Genomic DNA, 24,177 nt, shown 5'->3' with positions numbered 1-24,177 from the left:
TTGGACGTTTGTCACGAGTCTGAGTCGAGGTGTGCGATGGAGCTTCAAACATGGCTGGCGTTTTTTGCCGCCTGCTGGGTGATCAGCCTTTCTCCGGGCGCCGGCGCGATTGCGTCGATGTCCAGCGGTCTGCAATACGGTTTCTGGCGCGGTTACTGGAACGCCCTGGGCCTGCAACTGGGCCTGGCCCTGCAGATTGCCATCGTCGGCGCCGGTGTCGGCGCGATCCTCACCGCTTCGGCCACCGCGTTCCATGCGATCAAATGGTTCGGTGTTGCGTACCTGGTTTATCTGGCGATCAAACAGTGGCGCGCACTGCCGATGGACATGAGCGATGACGCGGCGGTACGTCCGATCGGTCGGCCGATGGCCCTGGTGTTTCGTGGATTCCTGGTGAACATCAGCAACCCCAAGGCTTTGGTGTTCATGCTGGCGGTGCTGCCGCAGTTCATCAATCCTCACGCGCCGCTGTTTATCCAGTACGTGGTGATCGGCGTGACCATGATCTGCGTCGACCTGATCGTCATGGCCGGCTACACCGGGCTGGCGTCGAAGGTGCTGCGCCTGTTGCGTACACCGACCCAGCAGAAACGCATGAACCGCACGTTTGCCGGGTTGTTCATCGGTGCGGCGGCGTTCATGGCGACGTTGCGCAAGGCCGCCGCCTAAAGCGGGCAGGCATAAAAAAGGCGACCTTTTTCAGGTCGCCTTTTTCGTTTTCGGCAGCCGGTCAGTGAAGAATCACCGGCGCCGTATCACGCGGCAGATTGTTGCGCTGCTGCGGTTCACGCGGCTGCTCGTAACCGCCACCGCCGAGCTGCATGCTCAGTTGTCCGGCCACGTCTTCGCCCAGCGCTTTCGAGACATCACGCACGACCCGGGGGCGATTGAGTGAGATCTTGATGTCGCGGTGGTTCACCAGTTTGGTGTCCTGCGCTTCGCCCATGGCCGTGAAGGCCGAGGTGATTTCGTAGGTCTTGGTGTTGATCAGGCTGAAATCCGCCACCAGCGTCAGGCCCAGAACGGCCGAATAGCTGTCGGTGTTCGCCAGCTCGTTCATGTCCTGGGTGAAGTCGATGTCAGACACCGTACCGAACAGCACATAGTCGGCACCTTTGAAGTTGCCAGCCTTGATCCGCTTGATCACATCGTAAATATCACCCTTGGACGACGCGGTGTACGGCGTGCCCTGGATCAACTGGAACATGCCGGTGCGCAGGATTTCACCCTTGATGTCGCCGGTGAATTTGCGCAGCTCGGCCTGCTCGATGTAACTGGTGTTGGATTCGAATTCGTCGTAGCTCGAAGAGCCGCTGGAGCTGTAGTAACCCTCGCGGTAATTGTTCTTCGACGAAACGACGTGGATGTATTGCTCCACGCGTTCCTGGTACGCCAGATCCGTCACCGCGACTTTCGGGGCCGCTTGCGCGCTGAACGCGCAAGCCAGGGCCATCATGCCAATCCATATGCGCATCGATTAACGCTCCGTGGTTTTGCGGATCTCTTTCTCGTCCATCCACTCGGCCAGACCGCTTTCAACGTCGATCAGTTGCAGGCTGAATTTGTAGAAGACGTCCTTGTAGTCGCTGCTGCGCTTGACGATCGAGCTGATCGAACCTTCAAGACGGTATTTGGCAGCGATCATGTTGCCGGTCTTGGCCACGGTGTTCTTCTTGTACAGACCGCTCTGGTTTTGCAGCTTGAGCTGGTCGACCTGGCTCTGCATCGCGGTGTTGTCGCTGGCGAAGCGGGCGGTGCCGGACTTCATCAGCTGGGTCTTGATGCTGGTGGTGATTTCGCGGGTGTCGATGTATTCGCTGGTCTTGTTCTTCACGTCGTAGACCTGCACTACAGGACGGCCCTGCAGAATGCCGGACTGGGCCAGGGAACGGGTCATCGACTCGGCGATCATCTGCAGGTCGGTCGAACCGAACTCGTTGGTTACGGTTTCAACAGCCTTGGTGTCGCCGTAGCTGATGTTCTTGCTGCCCAGGGTCGGCGAGGTGTTGGCGCAACCGCTGGCCAGCAGGGCGATGACGGCGATGAAGGAAAAGCGTGCAAACATGGGAATGTTCTCTGAATCGGGAATAGGGTGTCGGGCTTAAGGCGTCTTGAGTTCGAGACGGAAATCCACGGCTTTCGGTGTCGGGGCGATGCCCTGGATGAAGCTGGTCTGGGCGCCGTACATCATTTGGCTTTTCCAGACTTCTTCTTCGGCTACCGGGAAACCTTCCGCGCCAAGCCAGGCGAAGCGGTAGTAGAACGTCTTGTTGCTGTTGAGGGTGTTGGTCAACTGCACATTGACGGTCATGAAGCCGTTCTCGCGGGCGACGCGCATGGCACCGACCGCGATGTGTTTCTGCGGGCCCATGGCCACGACCTTGCTCGCGGCGCTGCCCGGCTCCGGCGGTGGCGGTGTGGCGCAGCCGCTGGCCATCAAGGCGAGGGCTGCGACGGCGAAGAGTTTGAAACGCATGCAAAGACTCCGTTCTTAAGGTTGTTTGAGGCTGGCCACAGCGGTGGTGCCGGCGCTCGGGGTCACATGGGCGGCGAGCCCGGCGGCAAACACCTGGTTACCCACCGCGCGCAGGGTGATCACCTGATAACGCTGATCGACGGTGACCTTGACCAGCGAGCCACCGACGGCGCTCGGCAGAGTGACTTGGTGCTCGCCTTTCTTCAAGCGCAGACGTACGACTTGAGTGGTGTCCGGCAGGGTACGCCACGTACGGGTATCGGCACCTTCCAGCACAGCTGAAGAGATACCGACGGCCAGGCCCGCCAGCGGGTTGGTTTCGTTGATCTTCTTCTGCGCCACACCTTTGGTGATCGCGCGCACCATGGTCCGCACGATGATCCCCGGCATGTCATCGCGCAGCGCGCGGCGGGACATGGCAGTGGTGCTGTTGAGGGCAGTCAGGTTCAGTTGCTGGCCGTCGACACCGATCTGCGCGAACGGCGCGGTCGAGGTGTCAGGCTTGATGATCGGGAACGACAGCGGGGTGATCACCACGTTGTTGGAGATCGGCAGCGGCAGCGGCACGCGGATCGAATCGCGGGCCGGCGCCAGGCCGCTTTGCACCACGATCAGGACGTCGCTGTCATCGCTCTTGACCGGTTTGTCGAGGTTGACCAGCGCCTGCTCCAGCAGCGGCGTGTTCGGACGCAGTTCGGCTGCCTTGCGGTAACCCGGCGCGGCCAGGTCTTTTTCATCCAGGGCTTCGTAGACGAAACCGGCCAGGTAATGGCTGAACGCGCTCTGGTAGCTGTTCTTCAGGCCGACTACTTCCGGGGCGTCAAGGCTGGCGACCGGGTAGCCTTGCAGGTCCTTGTACTGGGTCTTGATGCCTTCTTTCTCGGCTTCCTCTTCGCTCTTGAGGTATTCCTTGTCACGCAGGTCGGCAATCACGGCTTCACGTTCGTGAGTCTTCTTGATCGCGGTGCGCGCGCCGTCGAAGTCGTTGACCGCCAACAGGTTCAGGGCCATTTGCGTGGTCAGCATGACTTTTTCGTAGTCGTAGCCTTCGTAGCGGCGGACTTTGTCGTTGACCAGGAAGCTGCCGAACTGGGCCAGGTATTTGTCGGTGTCGAGCTTGACCGAATCTTCCCACTTGCCGACCACCTGGTCGGCGCTGGTCCAGGCATTCTGGCTGCCGGACAGGTCGCCCTTGGCGCGCAGCAGTTCACCTTTCTCGAAGTAATAGAGCAGGTCTTTGTCCGGGCCGGTGTTGTTCTTTTCCAGCAGGGTCAGGGCGGCGTCGACGTTGCCGGTGGCCAGTTGCTGATTGGTCTGGGCCAGTTCGGAGTCGTAGTTGCGAAACGCCGAACAGCCGGACAGCAGAGTGACTGCGCCAAGCGCGATCAGAGTGGGAGCGCGGAATGCCATGGGGTACTTCTTCCATGAGTAGCGACAGCCTCGGGTGCGGGTCGGGCTGCTGGGACCGATCGGCAGTGGCGTTGGCCTCCTGCCAATTCCTCATAAACAGAGGAGCTTTAATGCCGCATCGCAATAACGAGGGCGCGGCATTATAAGCGGGCGATGCTGGCTATGTAATAGCTTTTTAATTGCACTGGTTAGTTAGATGCCATCACTTGTCCGGCAGTCTGGCGTTGCCGACAACATTGGCGATGTCGTTCAGGACCCGCAGGTTGACCAACTGGTGATCGCGGTCGATTCGCAAGGTCACCGGCGCCGCTTCCGGTGCATTGGGAGCGCCGAACTGATGGTTGCCTTTTTTCAGTCGCAGGCGGGCCACCAGCGTTCTGTCCGGCAGCGTGCGCCAGGTTCGGGTGTCGGCCTCCTCAAAGGGGTCGTGCTCGGTGACCACCAGCGAGGCCTTGGCCGGGTTGCGTTCGTTTTCCTGGGCCTGGGAAATGGCGGCCATGTTGGCGCGGAACATCGCCCGGGAAATGATCGCCGGCATGTCATCGCGCAACGTACGAAACGCCATGTCGGTGACGCTGTTGATCACGGTCAGCGGGCGTTTGCGGCCATCCACCATGATGTGGTCGAACGCCGGTGTGACGGTATCCGGCACCAGGATGGGAAACGAGATCGGTGCAGTGATGACCAGGTTTTCATTGAGCCGCACCGGGACCGGCACAGTGACCGAGCTGCGGGCCGGTGCCAGACCGCTCTGGACGACGATCAGAACATCGCTTTCATCATCCTTGGCTGGCGGTTTGTCGAGATCGCGCAACGCCTGTTCGAGGAAAGGGATGTTCGGGCGCAACTCGATTGCCTGGCGATAACCCGGCGCGGCCAAATCCCGCTCACCCAGCGCTTCGTAGGTGAAGCCGGCCAGGTAATGGCTGAAGGCACTCTGGTAGCCGTTTTTCAGTTCGATCACCGCCGGCGCATCCAGGGTGGTGACGGGATAGCCCTGCAGATCCTTGTATTTCACGACGATGCCTTGAGCTTTGGCCTGTTCCTCGAGCTCTTCGTACTGGCGCTCTCGCTGGCGGGCGATCAGTGCTTCACGTTCGTGGGTCTTCTTGATGTCGGCCCGGGCGCCGTCGAAATCACTTTCGCTCAATTGGTTGAGGGCCATCTGCGTGGTCAGCATGACTTTTTCGTAGTCGTAGCCCTCGTAGCGACTGAGCTTGTCGTTGACCAGCATGGTGCCCATTTCATAGGAAAAACGGTTGAGCAGCTTCATGGGGGCGGAAGGCACAGCCTCTTCGCGCTGGAACACCATCCGGTCAGCGCTGCGCCAGGCTTTCTGGCTCTGGGGTCGTGCGTTGGCGAAACTGAGAATCGAGCCCTTCTCGAAGTAATAGAGCAGGTCCTTGTCTTCCCAGGGGTTGTGCCACTCCAGCACATCCAGGGCGCCCTGATAGTCGCCACGCATCAGCCGGTCATTGGTCTGCTGCATTTCCAGGTCGTAATCGCGGTAAGCCGCGCAGCCGCTCAGTTGCAGGATCGTGCTGATTAATACCGATAGCAGCAGGCATTGGCGCATGGCGTGCAACTCTTCCTTGAACAGAGAGGTGAAAGGTGACGGATTATAGGGGCGGTCAATCGCTATGCGCCGGGTATTGGAGAGAAAGCTTGAGTCAGGCTCCCCCGACGTGAACAATATGTTACTTCGCATTTCCAATTGAGATCCCTTCATGACTGCCTCGTCCCGATTCCTGGCCTGGCTGGTGTTCCCGTTGTTTGCCCTGAGCAGCTTCAATCTGCTGGCCGAAACCGTGGAAGGCGCGCCGCAAGCGCTGCACCTGCTCGATTACATCAGCGCCGATTACCCGCCAACGGTAGAGGCAGGCAAGGTCATCGACGATGCCGAATACCGTGAACAACTGGAGTTCACCCGCGCGCTGCAAGGCTTGATTGCCGGCATGCCGGCCAAACCGGAGAAGGCCGGCCTGGAGCAGGGCGTCGAAGCGCTGTTCGCCGCCATCACCGCGAAGCAGGACGGCGCGGACGTCGCCCGTCAGGCGCGGCAACTGGGGGCGAAACTGGCGGTGGCGTATGAAGTCAGCCAGGCACCGATCATCACCCCGGATCCGACTCGCGGCGCGCCGCTCTATACCCAGCACTGCTCGGTGTGCCACGGCGCCACGGGTGCCGGGGACGGCCCGGCAGGTGTCGGCATGACGCCGCCTCCGGCCAATCTGCGTGACGCGGCGCGCCTGGACCACCTGAGCCTGTACGCGATCTACAACACGCTCGGACAAGGCGTCGAAGGCACTGACATGCCGGCCTTCGCCGATCAGCTGGACGACCGTCAGCGCTGGGATCTGGCAACCTACATCGCCCAGTTCAGCGCCGACCCGGCCACGGCCAAAACCGACAAGACTTACAACATCGCCGACCTTGCCCGTCAGACGCCGGCCGAAGTGCAGGCCGCCGAAGGCCCTGAAGCCGCAGCGACCTTCCGTGCTCAACGGGCGCAACCGCCGCAGGTCAAACGTGGCCCGGCGCAGTTGCTCGACTACACCGCCGCGACCCTGGACAAGAGCCTTGCCGCTTACCGCGTCGGTGAGCGTGATCAGGCTTATGACTTGTCCGTTGCTGCGTATCTGGAAGGTTTCGAGCTGGTCGAAAGCTCGCTGGATAACGTCGACGCCAACGTGCGCAAGGACACCGAAAAATCCCTGATGGCCTACCGCCAATCGCTGCAGGACGGCTTACCGGTCGAGCAGGCCGAGCAGCGTCTCGACGCGGCCAAGGCCAAGCTCAAGGAGTCTGCCGGGTTGTTGGGCAGCGATGGTCTGAGCTGGTCGCTGAGTTACGTTTCCGGTCTGCTGATTCTGCTGCGCGAAGGCCTGGAAGCGATCCTGGTGCTGGCGGCGATCCTCGCGTTCCTGCGCAACACCGGCCAGCAATCGGCGGTACGCAGCGTCAACGTCGGCTGGGGGTTGGCGCTGCTGGCCGGTCTCGGGACCTGGGCGGTGGCGGCGTATGTGATCGATGTCAGCGGTTCCCAGCGGGAACTGCTGGAAGGCGCCACGGCGCTGTTCGCCAGTGTCATGGTGCTGTGGCTCGGGGTGTGGATGCACGATCGCCGGCATGCGGCAGCCTGGCAGGATTACATCAAGCAAAGTCTGGTCGGCGGCGGCGGGCGTTTTGGCTTCGCGGTCCTGGCGTTCTTCTCGGTGTATCGCGAGCTGTTCGAAGTGATCCTGTTCTACGAAACCCTGTGGCTGCAGGCCGGTCCTGCCGGACACAACGCGGTATTGGCGGGCGGCGCGACGGCGCTGGTGCTGCTGTTCGGTCTGGCGTGGATCATTCTGCGCGGTTCAGCGAAATTGCCGTTGACGCTGTTCTTCAGCATCAACGCGGCATTGCTCTGTGCGTTGTCGGTGGTGTTTGCCGGTCATGGTGTGAAGGCGTTGCAGGAGGCAGGGATCTTCGGCACTCGTCCGGTGGCGTTCTTCGATTTCGAATGGCTGGGGATTCATGCCGACGCTTACTCGCTGACAGCGCAGGCCGTGGCGATTGCGGCGATTGTTGTGCTGTACGGGCGCAGTCGGGTGGTGGAAAAGCGCCGAGTGGCGGCCTGAGATGATGCGCGTATGGATCGACGCCGACGCCTGCCCGAAGATGGCCAAGGAGCTGGTGGTCAAGTTCGCCCTCAAGCGCCGTTTCGAAGTGGTGTTGGTGGCAGGGCAGCCGCAGAGCAAACCGGCGCTGACGATCGTCAAGCTGATCGTGGTGCCGAGCGGCCCGGATGCGGCGGATGATTACCTGGTGGAACATGCGGTGCCGGGCGAGCTGGTGATCTGCAGCGACATTCCGCTGGCCGACCGGCTGGTGAAGAAGGGCGTTGCAGCGCTGGACCCGCGAGGCAAGGAGTTCGACGCGCAGAACATGGGAGAGCGGCTGGCGACACGCAACCTGTTCACCGATCTGCGTGAGCAGGGCCAGGTCAGCGGCGGCCCGGCGCCGTTCGGCGACCGGGAGAAACAGGCGTTCGCCAATGCGCTGGACCGGATCCTCACCAGGCTCACACGCATACCCTGAACATTACACAAATCCCTTGTGGGAGCGGGCTTGCTCGCGAAGGCGGTGCGTCATTCAACGAATAGTTGTCTGACCTGACGTCTTCGCGAGCAAGCCCGCTCCCACATTGGTTTTGTATTCGACCAGGGAGATCAGGCGTCGTTTTCGTGGGTCAGTTCAAGCACGCGGTCGACCAGCTTGTTGATCCCTGATGCCGCCTCACTGATCGACTGCGCCAGCATGTAGGCTGGGGTGGTCACCAGTTTGCGCGCCTTGTCTTCAATGATGTCGGTCACCGCGCAGTCTTCGTGGGTGGCGCCCATCTTGCCGATCGCCGTGGCGGTGTCTGCATCGTTGCCGATGGTGCAGGTCACGCCGGGGCCGTAGATCTTGGCGGCCAGCGCCGGCGAAATGCACATCAGGCCCACCGGTTTGCCCGCTTCGGCAAAGGCCTCGGTCAGCGCCAGTACGTCTGGCTGAACGCAGCAACCCGCGCCTTCGACGGCGAAGTTCGACAGGTTTTTCGCTGCGCCAAAGCCGCCGGGCACGATCAGCGCGTCGAACGCTTCGACATCGGCTTCACGGACATCCTTGACGTTGCCCCGGGCGATGCGTGCCGATTCCACCAGCACGTTGCGCGACTCAGGCATCTCTTTGCCGGTGAGGTGGTTGATCACATGCAATTGCGCGATGTCCGGGGCGAAGCACTGCACCTGGGCGCCGCGCTGGTCGAGGCGCAGCAGGGTGATGACGCTTTCGTGGATCTCGGCGCCGTCGTACACGCCGCAACCGGACAGGATCACTGCAACTTTTTTGCTCATGGGTTTCTCTCCAGATTCATGGCGCTAAATGTCCACTAATTTGTCGTTCGTTGCCATAGGGTCCAGCTGTGGCTAGACCTAGGATCTGTGCACACGGATCTCGATCAGGGCGCGTCATGAACTTCATTCTGTATGCGGTGCCGTTTTTCTTCGTATTGATCGTGGCAGAGCTCATCGCCGACCGTTGGCGCGGGGTGAGCAACTATCGCCTGGCCGATGCAGTGAACAGCATCAGCACCGGGGTGTTGTCGACCACCACCGGCCTGCTGACCAAAGGCGTGGGGCTGGTGACGTACGGGTTTGCCCTGGAACATCTGGCGCTGGTCAGGTTGCCGGCGGACAGCGTCTGGGTGTGGGTCTTCGCGTTTGTCCTCTACGACTTCTGCTACTACTGGCTGCACCGTATGGGGCACGAGCGGAACATTCTCTGGGCGGCGCATTCGGTGCATCACCAGAGCGAGGACTACAACCTGTCCACCGCCTTGCGCCAGACCAGCACCGGGTTTGTGCTCGGCTGGATCTTTTACCTGCCGATGGCCGTGCTCGGAGTACCCTTGCTGGTGTTCGTCAGCGTTGCGGCGTTGAATCTGCTGTATCAGTTCTGGGTTCACACCAGACACATTCCCAAGCTTGGCTGGTTCGAAAAATGCTTCGTCACGCCGTCCAATCATCGGGCCCACCATGCACAGAACGCTCTCTACATGGATCGCAACTATGGCGGGGTGTTCATTATTTGGGATCGTCTGTTCGGCTCTTTCCAGGAAGAGGACGACAACGAACCGGTGATTTTCGGTGTGACCACACCGCTGGCTAGCTGGAATCCGCTGTGGGCCAACGTGCAGTTCTATGCGCAGTTGTGGGACGACGCGCGCCGGGCTGAGCGCACGTGGGACAAGCTGCGGATCTGGTTCATGCGCACGGGGTGGCGCCCGGCGGACGTGGCGGCCAAGTATCCGATGCACAAGCCGGACTTGAGCAGGTTTCGCAAATTCGAAGTGCCGCTGGGCGCCCGACAGCAGTGGTACGTAGCGCTGCAATTCGGCATGTACGTGGCGCTGGGCAGCTATCTGATGAATCTGGAGCACAGTCTGTCGACCGGCGCCCTGGTTCTGGGCTGGGGCGCGGTGGCATTCGGTTTGTTTGTATTGGGCGTAGCGCTGGAGAATCGCCCGTGGGCGCTGAGGCTGGAACTGCTGCGGCTGGCAGCGAACCTGCCGCTGGTATGGCTGGCGCCGCAAGTCGGGCTATGGCCGGCCGACCCGCAAGTTTGGGTCGGCCTGTTCGGCTACAGCCTGATCAGTGGCATCGGGCTGTATTGCTGCCGCCGGCGGTTTACTCGGCTGGCGTCTTAGGGTCGGCAGTCTTGGCCAGTTCGGCCTTGTGCCGTTCGGCTTTGGCCAGTTGCTCGGCCTGCTCGTCTTCGTAGACCTTCTTGGCCAGCCGGGCATTCTTGAACCGGCGGCGCAGCCACAGGCCGACGCCCAGCACCAGCAGCGCACCGAGTACCCACAGTTCATATTTCTTGATGCTGCCCAGCATGCCTTCCAGCACCGCCCCGAAGTGGTACGCGGCTGCGGCCAGAGCGGCTGCCCAGATCGCCGCGCCAATGCCGTTCAGCAGCAGATAGCGTCCCGGCGGGTAGCCCGACAGGCCGATCGCCACCGGCATCACCGTGCGCAGACCGTAAACGAAGCGGAAGCTCAGGACCCAGATGTCCGGGTGCTTGCGGATATGCTCCAGCGCGCGGTCGCCCATCATTTGCCAGCGCGGTTTGCGCGCCAGCAATTTGCGCCCGTGCTTGCGTCCCAGGAAGTACCACAGCTGATCGCCGGCATAGCTGCCGAAGAACGCCACGACCACCACCAGGTTGATGTCCATGTATCCACGGAACGCGAGAAAGCCCGCGAGCACCAGGATGGTTTCGCCTTCGAAGAACGTGCCGAGAAACAGGGCAAAGTAGCCGAAGTCATGCAGAAATTGTTGGAGCATTGTCTGGGTGCTGGCGAAATGAACGCGCAGCCTAACCCTTCGGACACATTCAGGAAAGTGTCGAAATGTGTCTCGACGTGAACAATTCCTACGCTGAGAATGGAATGCGGCTACATGTCACGGGTCTCACACAACTGTCATCTGTTAGTCATAATGGCCGTCTATAACTGTCACGCTCGCCCGTTTGCGCGGGCTCAGGAGTCTGCCGTGAGCTTTACCCCAGCCAACCGTCTGTTCCCAGCTACTCGCCTGCGTCGCAATCGCCGTGATGATTTTTCCCGGCGGCTGGTGCGTGAGAACGTGTTGACGGTCGATGACCTGATCCTGCCGGTGTTCGTGCTCGACGGTGAAAATCGCCGCGAAGCCGTGGCGTCGATGCCGGGTGTGGAGCGTCTGACCATCGACCTGCTGCTCGAAGAAGCGGCGAAATGGGTCGAGCTGGGGATTCCGGCGCTGGCGCTGTTCCCGGTCACGCCAGCTGAACTCAAATCCCTCGATGCCGCTGAAGCCTGGAATCCCGAAGGTATCGCCCAGCGCGCCACTCGTGCGCTGCGTGACCGATTCCCGGAGCTGGGCGTAATCACTGACGTCGCCCTCGACCCGTTCACCACTCACGGTCAGGACGGCATTCTCGATGAAGAAGGCTATGTGCAGAACGACATCACCGTCGATGCACTGGTCAAACAAGCGTTGTCCCACGCCGCCGCGGGTGCCCAGGTGGTTGCCCCGTCGGACATGATGGACGGTCGCATCCAGGCGATCCGCGAGGCCCTGGAGCTGGCCGGTCACGTCAACGTGCGAATCATGGCCTACTCGGCCAAGTACGCCAGTGCCTATTACGGCCCGTTCCGCGATGCCGTGGGTTCGGCCGCGAATCTGGGCAAGGCGAACAAGGCTTCCTACCAGATGGACCCGGCCAACAGCGACGAAGCGCTGCACGAAGTGGGCGCGGACTTGTCTGAAGGCGCGGACATGGTCATGGTCAAACCCGGCATGCCGTACCTGGACATTTTGTTCCGGGTAAAAGATGCCTTCAAAGTGCCGACCTTCGTCTATCAGGTTAGCGGCGAATACGCCATGCACATGGCGGCGATCCAGAATGGCTGGTTGAGCGAAGGCGTGATCCTCGAATCCCTGACCGCCTTTAAACGTGCCGGCGCTGATGGCATCCTGACTTACTTTGCTGTCCGTGCCGCTCAATTGTTACGAGAGCAGAAATAGCCCTCCCAGGAACATTCGATGAATACCGAAGGACTCACTGAAGTTGCCGTAAAAGAAGCTCAACCCGTGGTCGAGCAGATTACCGAAACCCCGCCGGAACTGGAGCCTGCGCCACCCGCGCCGGCAACCGAGCCTGCCGCGGCGGCTCCGGCGATCGCGATCCCCGGTCTGGATGACAGCAGCCTGTATATCCACCGGGAATTGTCGCAACTGCAGTTCAACATCCGCGTGCTGGAACAGGCGCTGGACGAGTCCTATCCATTGCTGGAGCGGTTGAAGTTCCTGCTGATCTTCTCCAGCAACCTCGACGAATTCTTCGAAATTCGCGTCGCCGGCCTCAAGAAGCAGATCACCTTCGCCCGTGAACAGGCTGGCGCCGACGGCCTGCAACCGCATCAGGCACTGGCCCGCATCAGCGAGCTGGTGCACGGTCATGTAGACCGTCAGTACGCAATCCTCAACGACATCCTGCTGCCGGAACTGGAAAAGCATCAGGTGCGCTTCATCCGCCGGCGCAACTGGACGACCAAGCTCAAGACCTGGGTGCGCCGTTATTTCCGCGACGAGATCGCGCCGATCATCACCCCGATCGGCCTCGACCCGACGCACCCGTTCCCGTTGCTGGTGAACAAGAGCCTGAACTTCATCGTCGAGCTCGAAGGTATCGACGCCTTCGGTCGCGATTCCGGTCTGGCGATCATCCCGGCGCCGCGTTTGTTGCCGCGGATCATCAAGGTGCCGGAAGAGGTCGGCGGCCCTGGCGACAACTATGTGTTCCTGTCGTCGATGATCCACGCTCACGCCGACGACCTGTTCCAGGGCATGAAGGTAAAGGGCTGCTACCAGTTCCGCCTGACCCGAAACGCTGACCTGGCGCTCGACTCCGAAGACGTCGAAGACCTTGCCCGCGCCCTGCGTGGCGAGCTGTTCTCCCGTCGTTACGGTGACGCCGTACGCCTGGAAGTCGCTGACACTTGCCCGAAACACCTGTCGGACTACCTGCTCAAGCAGTTCAACCTGAGCGAGACCGAGCTGTATCAGGTCAACGGTCCGGTCAACCTGACGCGTCTGTTCAGCATCACCGGTCTGGACAGCCATCCGGAGCTGCAATACACGCCCTTCACCCCGCAGATCCCGAAACTGCTGCAAAACAGCGAGAACATTTTCAGCGTTGTCAGCAAACAGGACATCCTGTTGCTGCACCCGTTCGAGTCGTTCACTCCGGTGGTCGACCTGCTGCGCCAGGCCGCCAAAGACCCGCACGTTCTGGCCGTACGTCAGACCCTGTACCGCTCCGGCGCCAACTCGGAAATCGTCGATGCGCTGGTGGACGCCGCGCGTAACGGCAAGGAAGTGACGGCGGTCATCGAACTGCGCGCGCGCTTCGACGAAGAATCCAACCTGCAACTGGCCAGCCGTCTGCAAGCGGCCGGTGCGGTGGTGATCTACGGCGTGGTGGGTTTCAAGACCCACGCCAAGATGATGCTGATCCTGCGCCGCGAGCAGGGCGAGATCGTGCGTTACGCGCACCTCGGCACCGGTAACTACCACGCCGGCAACGCCCGTCTGTACACCGACTACAGCCTGCTGACCTCCGACGACGCGTTGTGCGAAGACGTCGGCAAACTGTTCAGCCAGTTGATCGGCATGGGTAAAACGCTGCGCATGAAGAAGTTGCTGCACGCGCCGTTCACCCTGAAGAAGGGCATGCTCGACATGATCACCCGCGAGACGCAATTCGCGCTCGACGGCAAGCCGGCGCACATCATCGCCAAGTTCAACTCGCTGACCGATCCGAAGATCATCCGCGCGCTGTACAAGGCCAGCCAGTCCGGCGTGCGCATCGATCTGGTGGTGCGCGGCATGTGCTGCCTGCGTCCGGGCATCGCCGGGGTTTCGCACAACATTCACGTGCGCTCGATCATTGGCCGCTTCCTTGAGCACACGCGAGTGTTCTACTTCCTCAACGGTGGCGAGGAGCAGATGTTCCTTTCCAGCGCCGACTGGATGGAGCGTAACCTCGACAAGCGCGTCGAGACTTGCTTCCCGGTGGAAGGCAAGAAGCTGCTGACCCGGGTCAAGAAAGAACTGGAGCTGTACCTGACCGACAACACCCACAGCTGGAGCCTTCAGTCGGACGGCCGCTACATTCGCAACACGCCGACCGGCAATCAGAACCCGCGCAGTGCGCAGGCGACGTTGCTGGAGCGGTTGGGTAGCCCGATTTTGCCGGTGAGCAGCTAACAGCTTAAAAGCACACCCTCACCCTAGCCCTCTCCCAAAGGGAGAGGGGACTGACCGAGTTGAATATTCGAGGTACATCGACCTGAGATATCGAGTCGAACTCAGGATTTGAAACGCACACAATTCGGCTCCCTTTCCCCCTCGCCCCCCTGGGGGAGAGGGCTGGGGTGAGGGGGATCGATCTTAAACACCCCATTAGAATTCAGCCGAACACCCAATAAAAAGGCGATCCCGAAGGATCGCCTTTTTTGTGCCTGCCGGTTACTCAGTGCACGGTCAGAACAATCCCCACCCGCGTCAGCCACTCGGCCTCAAGCGCGAAATCTGCCTGAGTCAGCTGGTTTTCATCCAGCCAGTTCTCCGGGAACTCCACGTCGAGGTTGTCGCCGCTGGCATGCAGCGCGACCTGCGGCATGGTCTGGGTGCCGCGAATGTGGTGGAACAGGATCGCAAAGCGCAGCAGCACGCACAGGCGGATCAGCTTGTCGCCGTCGTCGCCGAACTCGGCAAATTTGTCCTTGGGGATGTTGCGGCGGTGACCGCGCACCAGCAGAGCGAGCATTTGCTGGTCTTCGCGAGAGAATCCGGCAAGGTCCGAGTGCTCGATCAGGTAAGCGCCATGCTTGTGGTAATGGTAGTGAGCGATGTCGAGCCCGACTTCGTGCACTTTCGCCGCCCAGCCCAGCAGTTCGCGCCAGATGCCGTCGTCCAGCTCCCAGTCCACGGCCACTTGATCGAACGCATGCAAGGCTTTGCGCTCAACCCGTGCGGCCTGTTCCAGGTCAACGTGGTAACGCTCCATCAGCGAGGTCAGGGTGCGTTCGCGCACGTCCTCGTGATGATGGCGGCCGAGCAGGTCGTAGAGCACGCCTTCGCGCAGTGCGCCTTCGCAGTGATCCATGCGTTGCAGTTCGAGAGCGTCGAAGATTGCTTCAAGAATCGCCAGACCCGCCGGGAAGATCGCCCGGCGATCCGGCTTGATGCCTTCGAAATCGATCTTGTCGACATCGCCGAGTTTGAACAGGCGACGCTTGAGCCACGCCAGGCCTTCGGCGTTCACTTCGCCGGTGCCATGTCCGCCGGCCTTCAGCGCCAGTCCGATGGCGCGGATGGTGCCCGAGGAGCCGATGGCTTCATCCCAGGTCAGGCGGTGCAGGGCGTGTTCGATGCTCATGATTTCCAGCCGCGCCGCCGTGTAGGCCTGGGCGTAGCGGGCCGGGGTGATCTTGCCGTCCTTGAAGTAGCGCTGGGTGAAACTCACGCAGCCCATTTGCAGGCTTTCGCGCAACAACGGTTCGAATCGTTGCCCGATGATGAATTCGGTACTGCCGCCGCCGATGTCGGCGACCAGGCGTTTGCCCGGGGTGTCGGCGAGGGTGTGAGAGACGCCAAGGTAAATCAGGCGCGCCTCTTCACGGCCGGAGATGACTTCCACCGGGTGGCCGAGAATTTCTTCGGCGCGGTGGATGAACTCCAGGCGGTTGCGGGCTTCGCGCAGGGCGTTGGTGCCAACGATTCGCACGGCGCCCAGCGGCATGCCGTTGATCAATTGGGCAAAGCGCTTGAGGCAATCGAGCCCGCGTTGCATGGATTCTTCGTTGAGATGGCGCTCATCGTCGATGCCGGCGGCGAGCTGAACCTTCTCCCCGAGACGTTCGAGAATACGGATTTCGCCGTTCTGGGCCTTGGCCACGACCATGTGGAAGCTGTTGGAGCCCAGGTCGATTGCGGCGATCAGGGACAGATTCTTGGCTTGGGATTGCGGCATGGTCTGGGGGTCTCGGTCGATAACCCCGACATCGTGCCACGATCAAACGCTGCCGCCAACGCGCATGGTTCAAACCCTTGATTCAGCGCATAAAGTCTGTGACCGCTGCGCGGCCAATCGCTAGCAGGCTAGCTCCCACATTGAAATGCGCTCCCCTGTGGGAGCTAGCCTGCTAGCGATGAGGCCTTTACCGGTGCTGAGAGTATTTCAGGCTGTCGCTTCCACCGTACCAATAAAGTTCGCCAGCTCCGGCGTCTGCGGATCGGCAAACAACACCTTCGGATCGCCCACCTCGTGTACCTTGCCCTGGTGCATGAATACCAGTTTGTCCCCGACCTCCCGGGCGAAGCGCATTTCGTGGGTGACCATGATCAGCGTCATGCCTTCCTTCGCGAGTTGCCTGACCACGCCGAGCACTTCGTTGACCAGTTCCGGGTCCAGCGCCGAAGTGATCTCGTCGCACAGCAACACCTTGGGCGACATCGCCAGCGCCCGGGCAATCGCCACGCGCTGTTGCTGACCACCCGAGAGGCGATCCGGGAAAGCGTCGAATTTCTCTCCCAGACCGACGCGCTCCAGCATCTGCCGCGCCAGTTCCTGCGCCTTGGCCTTGGGCACTTTCTGCACCACCTGCGGCGCGAGCATCACGTTTTCACCGACGGTCAGGTGCGGGAACAGGTTGAACTGCTGAAACACCATCCCGACTTTCTGCCGCAGGCTGCGCAGATCGGCGCGGGCAGCATCGAGGTATTCGCCGTCGACCTCGATCACGCCGTCGTTGATCGATTCCAGGCCGTTGAGGGTGCGCAGCAGGGTGGATTTACCCGAGCCGCTGCGGCCGATGATCGCCACCACCTGGCCTTCCTCGACGCTCAGGTCGATGCCTTTGAGCACGTGATGGTCGCCGTAGTATTTATGCAGGGCGGAAATTCTAAGCAGAGGCATGCAGTCTCCTTTCCAGGTAGCGCGCACTGAGGGACAAGGGGTAGCAGAGCAGGAAATAGCCGGCGGCGACGAGGCCGTAGACCATGAACGGTTCGAAGGTAGCGTTGGCGAGCATGCCGCCGGTCTTGGTCAGCTCGGTGAAGCCGATGATCGAGGTCACGGCCGTGCCTTTGACGACTTGCACCGAGAAACCCACCGTCGGCGCCACGGCGATGCGCAGCGCTTGCGGCAGAATGACGTAGCGCAGTTGCTCCAGCGGATTGAGCGCCAGGCTCGACGAAGCTTCCCATTGGCCGTTGGGAATCGCCTCGACGCAACCGCGCCAGATCTCCGCCAGATAGGCGCTGGTGAACAGCGTCAGGGCAATCGCTGCCGCCATCCACGGTGAAATCTCCACCCCGGCCAGCGCCACGCCGAAGAACACCAGAAACAACTGCATCAACAGCGGCGTGCCCTGAAACAGCTCGATCCAGGTACGGGCGATGCTGCTGGGCAGGGTGTTTTTCGAAATGCGCATCACCAGAATCAGCAACCCGACCATCCCGCCGCCAATGAACGCCACCAGCGACAACGCCAGCGTCCACTGCAGGCCGGTCAGCAGGTTGCGCAGTATGTCCCAGAACGTGAAGTCGCTCATTGGCTGCTCCTTGCGCTGCTTTTCGACAGGTAGCGCCGCCCCAGCCAGTTCAGCAACTGACGGATCAGCAGCGCCATGCACAGATAAATGAGGGTGGTCAGGGCATAGGTTTCAAAGGCGCGGAAGTTGCGCGACTGAATGAAGTTGGCGGCGAAGCTCAATTCTTCGGTGGCGATCTGCGAACACACCGCCGAACCGAGCATGACGATGATGATCTGGCTGCTCAGGGCCGGCCAGACCTTGCCCAGCGCCGGCAGCAGCACCACGTGGCGAAACGCTTCGAAACGGCTCATCGCCAGCGCTGCCGCCGCTTCCAGTTGCCCGCGCGGGATTGCCTGGATGCCGGCACGGATGATTTCGGTCGAGTACGCGCCGAGGTTGATTACCATCGCCAGCACCGCCGCCTGCCACTCGGAAATCTGCACGCCGAGGGACGGCAGGCCGAAGAAGATGAAGAACAGCTGTACCAGGAACGGCGTGTTGCGGATCAACTCGACGTAAACGCCGAAGATCGTCGAAAACGGGCGGATGTTCCATGCCCGCACCAGCGCCCCGACGATACCCACGCCAACCCCGAGCAGCGCCCCGATGGCCGTCAGCTCAAGCGTGAACAGCGCCCCGCGCAGCAGCAGGCCGGTGTTTTCCACTACCGGCAAGAAATCGAACTGATAGGCCATGACAGTTTCTCGCGCCTTCGGTCAGAGATCGGCCGGCAGCGGCTCTTTGAGCCAGGTCTGCGCGTTCTTTTCCAGCGCGCCGTCAGCCTTGGCGGTGGCCAGGATCTCGTTGACCTTGCCCAGCAGCGCCGGCTCGTTCTTGTTCACGCCGACGTAGACCGGCGAATCCTTGAGCTTCACTTTCAGCGCCGGCACGCGTTTCGGGCTCTTTTCACTGATCGCGACCATCACCACGTTGCCGCTGGCGATCAGGTCGACCTGGCCTGCGAGGTAGGCGGCGATGGTCGAGTTGTTGTCTTCGAAACGCTTGATGGTCACGCCTTCGGGGGCGACCTTGGTCAGCTCGATGTCTTCGATGGCGCCACGGGTGACGCTGATAGTCTTGCCCTTGAGGTCATCCAAAGTGCTGACAGCTGCTTCCGGTGGGCCGAACACGGCGAGATAGAACGGTGCGTAGGCGCGGGAGAAGTCGATGACTTTCTCGCGCTCGGGGTTTTTGCCGAGGCTGGAAATCACCAGATCGACCTTGCCGGTGGTGAGGAACGGGATGCGGTTGGTGCTGTTGACCGGGGTCAGTTCGAGTTTGACCTTGAGCTGGTCGGCCAGCAGTTTCGCAGTGTCGATGTCCAGGCCGCGGGGTTTCATGTCCGGGCCGACCGAGCCGAACGGCGGGAAGTCCTGAGGCACGGCGACTTTCAAGGTGCCGCGTTTGACCACCTCGTCCAGACCGTCGGCATGGGCGGGGGCCTGGCTCAGCATCAGACCGGCAAACAGGGCGGCGAGGAGGGCGCTGTAACGCTTCGTCATGGACAATCTCCGGATCGGCGGGAAGTGAATTCTGCGATCGGACAGAGCATGGGCCGTGCCAAAGCGCCGATTTAGCCCCGCAAAGCCACGGGATTAGCGGGTTTGTTCGGTCTTACTGGTCTGAACAGTCAGGTTGGTTTTCGCACTGCGATAGCGCATCGGTGTGCGCCGCCGAACCCCGCTGGGGCATGACTTGCCTGACGCCTCGAATAGCTTTACAACTGGCCGCACCTTGGCCTGGTCCGACTGGAAAACCATGAACTCGATCTCCCGCGCCGTACCCGAAGTGGCGCTGCAAGCGATCCGCAAACTGATTACCGAGCAGGGCTTCGGCCCGGGCGATGCGCTGCCCTCGCAGCGGGATCTGGCGGTGCAGTTGGGGGTCAGCCGAGCATCGTTGCGCGAAGCGTTGTCGTCCTTGAGTGCGCTGGGTGTCGTCAGCATCCAGCCGGGCAAGGGGGTGTTCGTGCAGTCGCCGGTGGAGCTTCCGCGTGGGGAGGGCGCGCCGGCCTGGCCGTTTGCAGCCCAAGCCTCGCCGCTGGAAATCTTTCAGTTGCGCTACGCGCTGGAAGGGTTCGCGGCCGGGCTGGCAGCGGTGACACTGAGCACGTTTGATCTGGACGAACTGGAAGACAACGTCGCCGCCATGCGCGAACAACTGCGTGTCGGTGACTTCGACGCCGCGGCGAAACTGGATTTCGAATTCCACCGGCGGATCCTGCGGGCCAGCGGCAATCAGGCGATGTTGAGCATCCTCACCGCCAGCGCCGACATCTTTCTGGAGAGCCAGAAACTACCGTTCATCCGCGCCGAACGGGCCATGGAAACCTGGCAGGAACACCGCAAGATCCTCCGCGCCCTGGCCCGCCGGGCTTCCGCTGCCGCGCAGAAAGCCATGCAGGAGCACGTGCGCAACGCGGCGCTGCGCACCGGAATTGCCTTCATCGCCCCCGCCAGCGCTTGACTTGAGCTATACCCAAACTCATCGAGTGCCATAGCAAGACTCAATCATCTGCGGCTTCCTGAACAAGGGAAGGGCGGCTATGATGGGCCACGTTTTTTTGCTTACAACCTGGAGAATTCCATGAGCAGCGATCTGATCAAACACGTTAGCGACGCTAGCTTCGAAGCCGACGTACTCAAGGCCGAAGGCGCTGTCCTGGTCGACTACTGGGCTGAATGGTGCGGCCCTTGCAAAATGATCGCTCCGGTTCTGGACGAGATTGCAGAGACTTACAAAGGCAAGCTGACCGTTGCCAAGCTGAACATCGACGAAAACCAGGAAACCCCTGCCAAGCACGGCGTACGTGGTATTCCAACCCTGATGCTGTTCAAGAACGGCAACGTGGAAGCGACCAAGGTCGGCGCTCTGTCGAAGTCGCAACTGGCTGCTTTCCTCGACGCCAACATCTAAGCGTCGCGGTATAGATTGTCCTCAAAAAGCCCCGCAAATTGCGGGGCTTTTTGCGTATTCAGGGCTAGACGCTCCGAAACTCAGGTGGTACATTCGGCCCCGCACTGGTTTCTCCACTGCCCCCTGCTAGCCGTCGCCGACGCACTCCTTTTCGAACAAGTACGCGATCCTGTCGCCTTCTCCGCGGCGCGGCCTCATTAAGCCAAAAGCTTAATTTCCCCCCCTCCATAAATGATTACGTCATTCCTATATGAATCTGACTGAACTCAAGCAAAAGCCGATTACCGAACTGCTCGAATTGGCCGAACAGATGGGCATAGAAAATATGGCCCGTTCGCGCAAGCAGGACGTGATTTTCTCCCTGCTGAAAAAGCACGCGAAAAGCGGTGAGGAAATCTCCGGTGATGGCGTGCTGGAGATTCTCCAGGACGGCTTCGGCTTCCTGCGCTCCGCTGACGCTTCCTACCTCGCCGGCCCTGACGACATCTATGTCTCGCCGAGCCAGATCCGCCGTTTCAACCTGCGCACCGGTGACACCATCGTTGGCAAGATCCGGCCGCCAAAGGAAGGCGAGCGTTATTTCGCCCTGCTCAAGGTCGACACGATCAACTTCGATCGTCCAGAGAACGCGAAGAACAAGATTCTCTTCGAGAACCTGACCCCGCTGTTCCCGACCGTGCGCATGAAGATGGAAGCCGGCAACGGTTCCACCGAAGACCTCACCGGTCGAGTGATCGACCTGTGCGCCCCGATCGGCAAAGGCCAGCGCGGTCTGATCGTTGCACCGCCGAAAGCCGGTAAAACGATCATGCTGCAGAACATCGCGGCCAACATCGCTCGTAACAACCCTGAAGTTCACCTGATCGTGCTGTTGATCGACGAACGTCCGGAAGAAGTGACCGAAATGCAGCGCACCGTGCGCGGCGAAGTGGTTGCCTCGACCTTCGACGAGCCGCCGACCCGTCACGTACAAGTGGCTGAAATGGTGATCGAGAAGGCCAAGCGCCTGGTCGAGCACAAGAAAGACGTGGTGATCCTGCTCGACTCCATCACCCGTCTGGCCCGTGCCTACAACACCGTGATCCCGAGCTCCGGCAAGGTACTGACCGGTGGTGTCGATGCTCACGCCCTGGAGAAGCCGAAGCGTTTCTTCGGTGCTGCGCGTAACATCGAAGAGGGCGGCTCGCTGACCATTATCGCCACCGCGCTGGTTGAAACCGGCTCGAAGATGGACGAAGTGATCTACGAAGAGTTCAAGGGTACCGGCAACATGGAACTGCCTCTGGATCGCAAGATCGCCGAGAAGCGCGTGTTCCCTGCCATCAACATCAACCGTTCCGGCACCCGCCGCGAGGAGTTGCTGACGGCCGACGACGAACTGCAGCGTATGTGGATTCTGCGCAAGCTGTTGCACCCGATGGACGAAGTGGCTGCCATCGAGTTCCTGGTCGACAAGTTGAAAACGACCAAGACCAACGACGAGTTCTTCCTGTCGATGAAGCGCAAGTAACATCGTCGGTCGAGTCCGAAAAGTGGCGTCCCTCAGGGACGCCATTTTTTTTGCCTGTTTTTTGCTCAAACAATGGGAGGTTTTCAGTCGGCTAAGGTCATTGGGTTGGCGCAACAAGAAACAGCGTCCGTCGGCATCTTCACAACAGGTGCGCAAGCTGTACAAAAAACAACCACATGATTGGCATTAAAGATTTATGAGCACACTCGCTTATCGAAGGGATATCGACGGTTTACGCGCAGTCGCGGTGATTGCCGTGGTGCTGTTCCACTTTGGCGTCCCTGGGTTTACCGGCGGGTTCGTCGGTGTGGACGTGTTTTTCGTGATTTCCGGCTACCTGATCACCTCGATCATCTGGAATCAGCGTCAGGCCGGGCGCTTCAGTTTCGTCGAGTTCTGGGCCCGACGCGCCCGGCGGATTCTGCCGGCGCTGTTTGCGATGATCATTGCGGTGCTGGCGGTGGGCTGGTTCCTGCTGGCTCCCAAGGATTACGAAGAACTCGGGCGTTCGGTGCGCTATCAGGTGACCTTCGTCTCGAACATCCTGTTCATGCGTCAGGACGGCTATTTCGATGTTGCTTCTGATCTCAAACCGTTGCTGCACACCTGGTCGCTGGCGGTGGAGGAGCAGTTCTACATCCTCTTCCCGCTGGTGCTGACCTTGCTGTCGAGCCGCCTGAAACACTGGAGGCTGGCGCTGTTCGGCGTGCTGCTGCTGTCTTTCGGGCTTAGCGTGTGGGCGGTCAATCAGCATCCGGAGAAAGCTTTCTTTCTGTTGCCGATGCGGGCGTGGGAGCTGCTGGCCGGTGCGATGCTCGCCGTAGCGCCCCGGCATGCGTGGCGGCTCAAGCCGATGGCCGCGCAGTGGTTGAGCCTGCTCGGCATGGGACTGATCCTGCTGGCCGTGTTCGGGTACGACAAAAGCACGCCGTTCCCCGGTGTCGCCGCGCTGCTACCCGTGTTGGGTGTGGTTGCGCTGATCCTGGCCAACGGTCATCGAGAAACGCTGATTGGTCGATTATTGAGCAGTCGAATGATGGTCGGCCTCGGCCTGATTTCCTATTCCTGGTACTTGTGGCATTGGCCGGTGTTCGTGTTTTCCAGCTATGCCAGCGTCGAGGATCCGGGCGCGCTGGATATCGCGGGTCTGATCCTGCTGACGCTGGTGCTGGGTTATCTGTCCTGGAAGTTCGTTGAGACGCCGTTCCGTGAACGTCGTTTGCTCTCCGGTCGCCGACAGATTCTGCTGGCCGGTTTCTGCGGCATTCTGGTGCTCGGCCTGGCCGGGCAGGCCCTGCGCTGGACCGATGGCCTGCCATGGCGCCTGTCCGAGCAGGCACTGCAATACGCCAAGGGTCGAGAGTGGCGCCCGGAATTGATGGCCTGTCTGGCGGACGACAAGACTCCAGACGACAAGCTGTTCTGTCATTACGGCGAGGCAAACCTGCCGACCCAGGCGATGGTCTGGGGTGACAGCCACGCTACGGCGCTGATTCCGGTGTTCGATGATGGCGCAAAAGCCCACGGCGTCAGCGTGATTCTCGCCAGCTCTCCCGGTTGCATCCCGGTTGAAGGGCTGGAGCATGACGGTGTTTGTGCGCGCTTCAACCGAAGGGTCGAGCAGGGCTTGAGTGCGCGGCGCGTCAGCGATGTGGTGTTGGTCGCGCGCTGGAGTCTCTATCTGTATGGCGATGCCAGGGGGGATCTCGGACATGTACTGAGGACGCCCGACGGTAAGTACGACCGCGCCGCAGCCGAGCAGCGCCTGGCCGAGGGTTTGCGTGCACGGATTGCGCAACTGCGCGCCGGTGGGCATCGGGTCTGGCTGGTGAAAGAGGCGCCGTTGCAGCCGTTCAGTCCACCCTATCGATTGACGCGACTGGCGATGCTCGATCATCCGGTGGATGGCGTCGGTCTGTCCGTGGCTGAGCACCACAAGCGCCAGGCATTCATCAGCCAGTTGTTCGCCCGATTGGCAAAGGACCCGATGGTGCGGGTGGTCGACCCGGCACCACGGCTGTGTGATGCAAGCGGTCTGTGCCGCGCCGAGCTGGATGGTTATTCCCTGTACACCGATGACAATCACCTGTCGGAAGTCGGCGCGCGTTTCGTGGCACCGATCCTCGAACCATTGTTTGTGGGGCTGCAGGCCGGGGGAAAACTCGCAAAAGGCCAGGTGAATGCAGCCAAGTAAGC

22 protein-coding genes are annotated in these 24,177 nt (G+C 61.0%); 10 read left to right on the top strand and 12 right to left on the bottom strand.

What is annotated here, in order from left to right; genetic code table 11:
* The first annotated feature begins 36 nt into the window (after nt 1–36).
* A complete protein-coding gene (locus ACW9HX_RS07980) occupies nt 37–669 on the top strand; it encodes a LysE family transporter (protein ID WP_457380171.1) in 633 nt (210 codons plus the stop codon).
* Between the two features lie 61 nt (nt 670–730).
* Here the strand turns inward: ACW9HX_RS07980 and ACW9HX_RS07975 are convergent, their stop codons facing one another.
* The 5 genes from ACW9HX_RS07975 to ACW9HX_RS07955 form a co-directional block, all read right to left on the bottom strand.
* On the bottom strand, nt 731–1,474 hold the full coding sequence (locus ACW9HX_RS07975; RefSeq protein ID WP_457380170.1) for a penicillin-binding protein activator LpoB: 744 nt from the start codon (nt 1,472–1,474) through the stop codon (nt 731–733).
* Nucleotides 1,475–1,477: 3 nt separating this feature from the next.
* Nucleotides 1,478–2,065, bottom strand: a complete 588-nt coding sequence (lpoB, locus tag ACW9HX_RS07970) for a penicillin-binding protein activator LpoB (RefSeq protein ID WP_457380169.1) — start codon at nt 2,063–2,065, stop codon at nt 1,478–1,480.
* A 36-nt stretch (nt 2,066–2,101) separates the two neighbouring features.
* The gene (locus tag ACW9HX_RS07965; protein ID WP_457380168.1) at nt 2,102–2,476 is read right to left on the bottom strand and encodes a DUF1425 domain-containing protein; all 375 of its coding nucleotides are present in this window, start codon (nt 2,474–2,476) and stop codon (nt 2,102–2,104) included.
* Nucleotides 2,477–2,491: 15 nt separating this feature from the next.
* Nucleotides 2,492–3,886, bottom strand: a complete 1,395-nt coding sequence (locus tag ACW9HX_RS07960) for a COG3014 family protein (protein WP_457380167.1) — start codon at nt 3,884–3,886, stop codon at nt 2,492–2,494.
* A gap of 202 nt (nt 3,887–4,088) precedes the next feature.
* Complete coding sequence (locus tag ACW9HX_RS07955; protein WP_457380166.1) at nt 4,089–5,462, bottom strand: COG3014 family protein; 1,374 nt, start codon at nt 5,460–5,462, stop codon at nt 4,089–4,091.
* Between the two features lie 151 nt (nt 5,463–5,613).
* Between ACW9HX_RS07955 and ACW9HX_RS07950 the strand changes: the two genes are divergently transcribed.
* Nucleotides 5,614–7,509, top strand: coding sequence for an FTR1 family protein (locus ACW9HX_RS07950; RefSeq protein ID WP_457380165.1), 1,896 nt, complete (start codon nt 5,614–5,616; stop codon nt 7,507–7,509).
* A gap of 4 nt (nt 7,510–7,513) precedes the next feature.
* Nucleotides 7,514–7,969 (top strand): YaiI/YqxD family protein, encoded by a 456-nt coding sequence (locus ACW9HX_RS07945; RefSeq protein ID WP_457380202.1) that lies wholly within the window; start codon nt 7,514–7,516, stop codon nt 7,967–7,969.
* A 131-nt stretch (nt 7,970–8,100) separates the two neighbouring features.
* Here the strand turns inward: ACW9HX_RS07945 and elbB are convergent, their stop codons facing one another.
* Nucleotides 8,101–8,769: an isoprenoid biosynthesis glyoxalase ElbB gene (elbB, locus tag ACW9HX_RS07940; protein ID WP_457380164.1), complete on the bottom strand. Its 669-nt coding sequence runs from the start codon at nt 8,767–8,769 to the stop codon at nt 8,101–8,103.
* Between the two features lie 116 nt (nt 8,770–8,885).
* On the opposite strand from elbB, the gene ACW9HX_RS07935 reads away from it, so the two are divergent.
* The gene (locus ACW9HX_RS07935) at nt 8,886–10,121 is read left to right on the top strand and encodes a sterol desaturase family protein (protein WP_457380163.1); all 1,236 of its coding nucleotides are present in this window, start codon (nt 8,886–8,888) and stop codon (nt 10,119–10,121) included.
* Here ACW9HX_RS07935 and ACW9HX_RS07930 read toward each other — a convergent pair.
* Complete coding sequence (locus ACW9HX_RS07930) at nt 10,102–10,758, bottom strand: DedA family protein (protein ID WP_457380162.1); 657 nt, start codon at nt 10,756–10,758, stop codon at nt 10,102–10,104. The genes ACW9HX_RS07935 and ACW9HX_RS07930 overlap by 20 nt on opposite strands.
* Nucleotides 10,759–10,965: 207 nt before the next feature.
* Here ACW9HX_RS07930 and hemB point away from each other — a divergent pair, with 207 nt between their 5' ends.
* Together hemB and ppk1 are read left to right on the top strand one after the other, a co-directional pair.
* Nucleotides 10,966–11,979, top strand: coding sequence for a porphobilinogen synthase (gene hemB, locus ACW9HX_RS07925; RefSeq protein ID WP_457380161.1), 1,014 nt, complete (start codon nt 10,966–10,968; stop codon nt 11,977–11,979).
* Nucleotides 11,980–11,997: 18 nt separating this feature from the next.
* A complete protein-coding gene (ppk1, locus tag ACW9HX_RS07920; protein ID WP_457380160.1) occupies nt 11,998–14,223 on the top strand; it encodes a polyphosphate kinase 1 in 2,226 nt (741 codons plus the stop codon).
* Between the two features lie 265 nt (nt 14,224–14,488).
* Here ppk1 and ppx read toward each other — a convergent pair whose 3' ends face one another.
* From ppx to ACW9HX_RS07895, 5 genes are all read right to left on the bottom strand, one after another.
* The gene (gene ppx / locus ACW9HX_RS07915; RefSeq protein WP_457380159.1) at nt 14,489–15,991 is read right to left on the bottom strand and encodes an exopolyphosphatase; all 1,503 of its coding nucleotides are present in this window, start codon (nt 15,989–15,991) and stop codon (nt 14,489–14,491) included.
* A gap of 207 nt (nt 15,992–16,198) precedes the next feature.
* Entirely contained in the window at nt 16,199–16,936 is a 738-nt protein-coding gene (locus ACW9HX_RS07910; protein ID WP_457380158.1) for an amino acid ABC transporter ATP-binding protein, read from the bottom strand.
* Complete coding sequence (locus tag ACW9HX_RS07905) at nt 16,923–17,573, bottom strand: amino acid ABC transporter permease (protein ID WP_457380157.1); 651 nt, start codon at nt 17,571–17,573, stop codon at nt 16,923–16,925. Before ACW9HX_RS07905 ends, ACW9HX_RS07910 begins: the two co-directional genes overlap by 14 nt.
* Complete coding sequence (locus ACW9HX_RS07900) at nt 17,570–18,250, bottom strand: amino acid ABC transporter permease (RefSeq protein ID WP_457380156.1); 681 nt, start codon at nt 18,248–18,250, stop codon at nt 17,570–17,572. Before ACW9HX_RS07900 ends, ACW9HX_RS07905 begins: the two co-directional genes overlap by 4 nt.
* Nucleotides 18,251–18,271: 21 nt before the next feature.
* On the bottom strand, nt 18,272–19,057 hold the full coding sequence (locus ACW9HX_RS07895) for a transporter substrate-binding domain-containing protein (RefSeq protein WP_457380155.1): 786 nt from the start codon (nt 19,055–19,057) through the stop codon (nt 18,272–18,274).
* 256 nt (nt 19,058–19,313) lie between these two features.
* Here ACW9HX_RS07895 and ACW9HX_RS07890 point away from each other — a divergent pair, with 256 nt between their 5' ends.
* From ACW9HX_RS07890 to ACW9HX_RS07875, 4 genes are all read left to right on the top strand, one after another.
* A complete protein-coding gene (locus ACW9HX_RS07890; RefSeq protein WP_457380154.1) occupies nt 19,314–20,021 on the top strand; it encodes a FadR/GntR family transcriptional regulator in 708 nt (235 codons plus the stop codon).
* Nucleotides 20,022–20,141: 120 nt separating this feature from the next.
* Entirely contained in the window at nt 20,142–20,471 is a 330-nt protein-coding gene (gene trxA / locus ACW9HX_RS07885; protein WP_003206727.1) for a thioredoxin TrxA, read from the top strand.
* 250 nt (nt 20,472–20,721) lie between these two features.
* Nucleotides 20,722–21,981 (top strand): transcription termination factor Rho, encoded by a 1,260-nt coding sequence (gene rho / locus ACW9HX_RS07880; RefSeq protein WP_003229334.1) that lies wholly within the window; start codon nt 20,722–20,724, stop codon nt 21,979–21,981.
* A gap of 196 nt (nt 21,982–22,177) precedes the next feature.
* Nucleotides 22,178–24,175, top strand: a complete 1,998-nt coding sequence (locus ACW9HX_RS07875; protein ID WP_457380153.1) for an acyltransferase family protein — start codon at nt 22,178–22,180, stop codon at nt 24,173–24,175.
* Nucleotides 24,176–24,177 lie beyond the last annotated feature (2 nt).

The sequence above is a fragment of the Pseudomonas sp. SDO52101_S400 genome, assembly GCF_054071635.1.
Note: the sequence above shows the minus strand (reverse complement) of the source record. Positions and strands in the feature narration are given on the sequence as shown.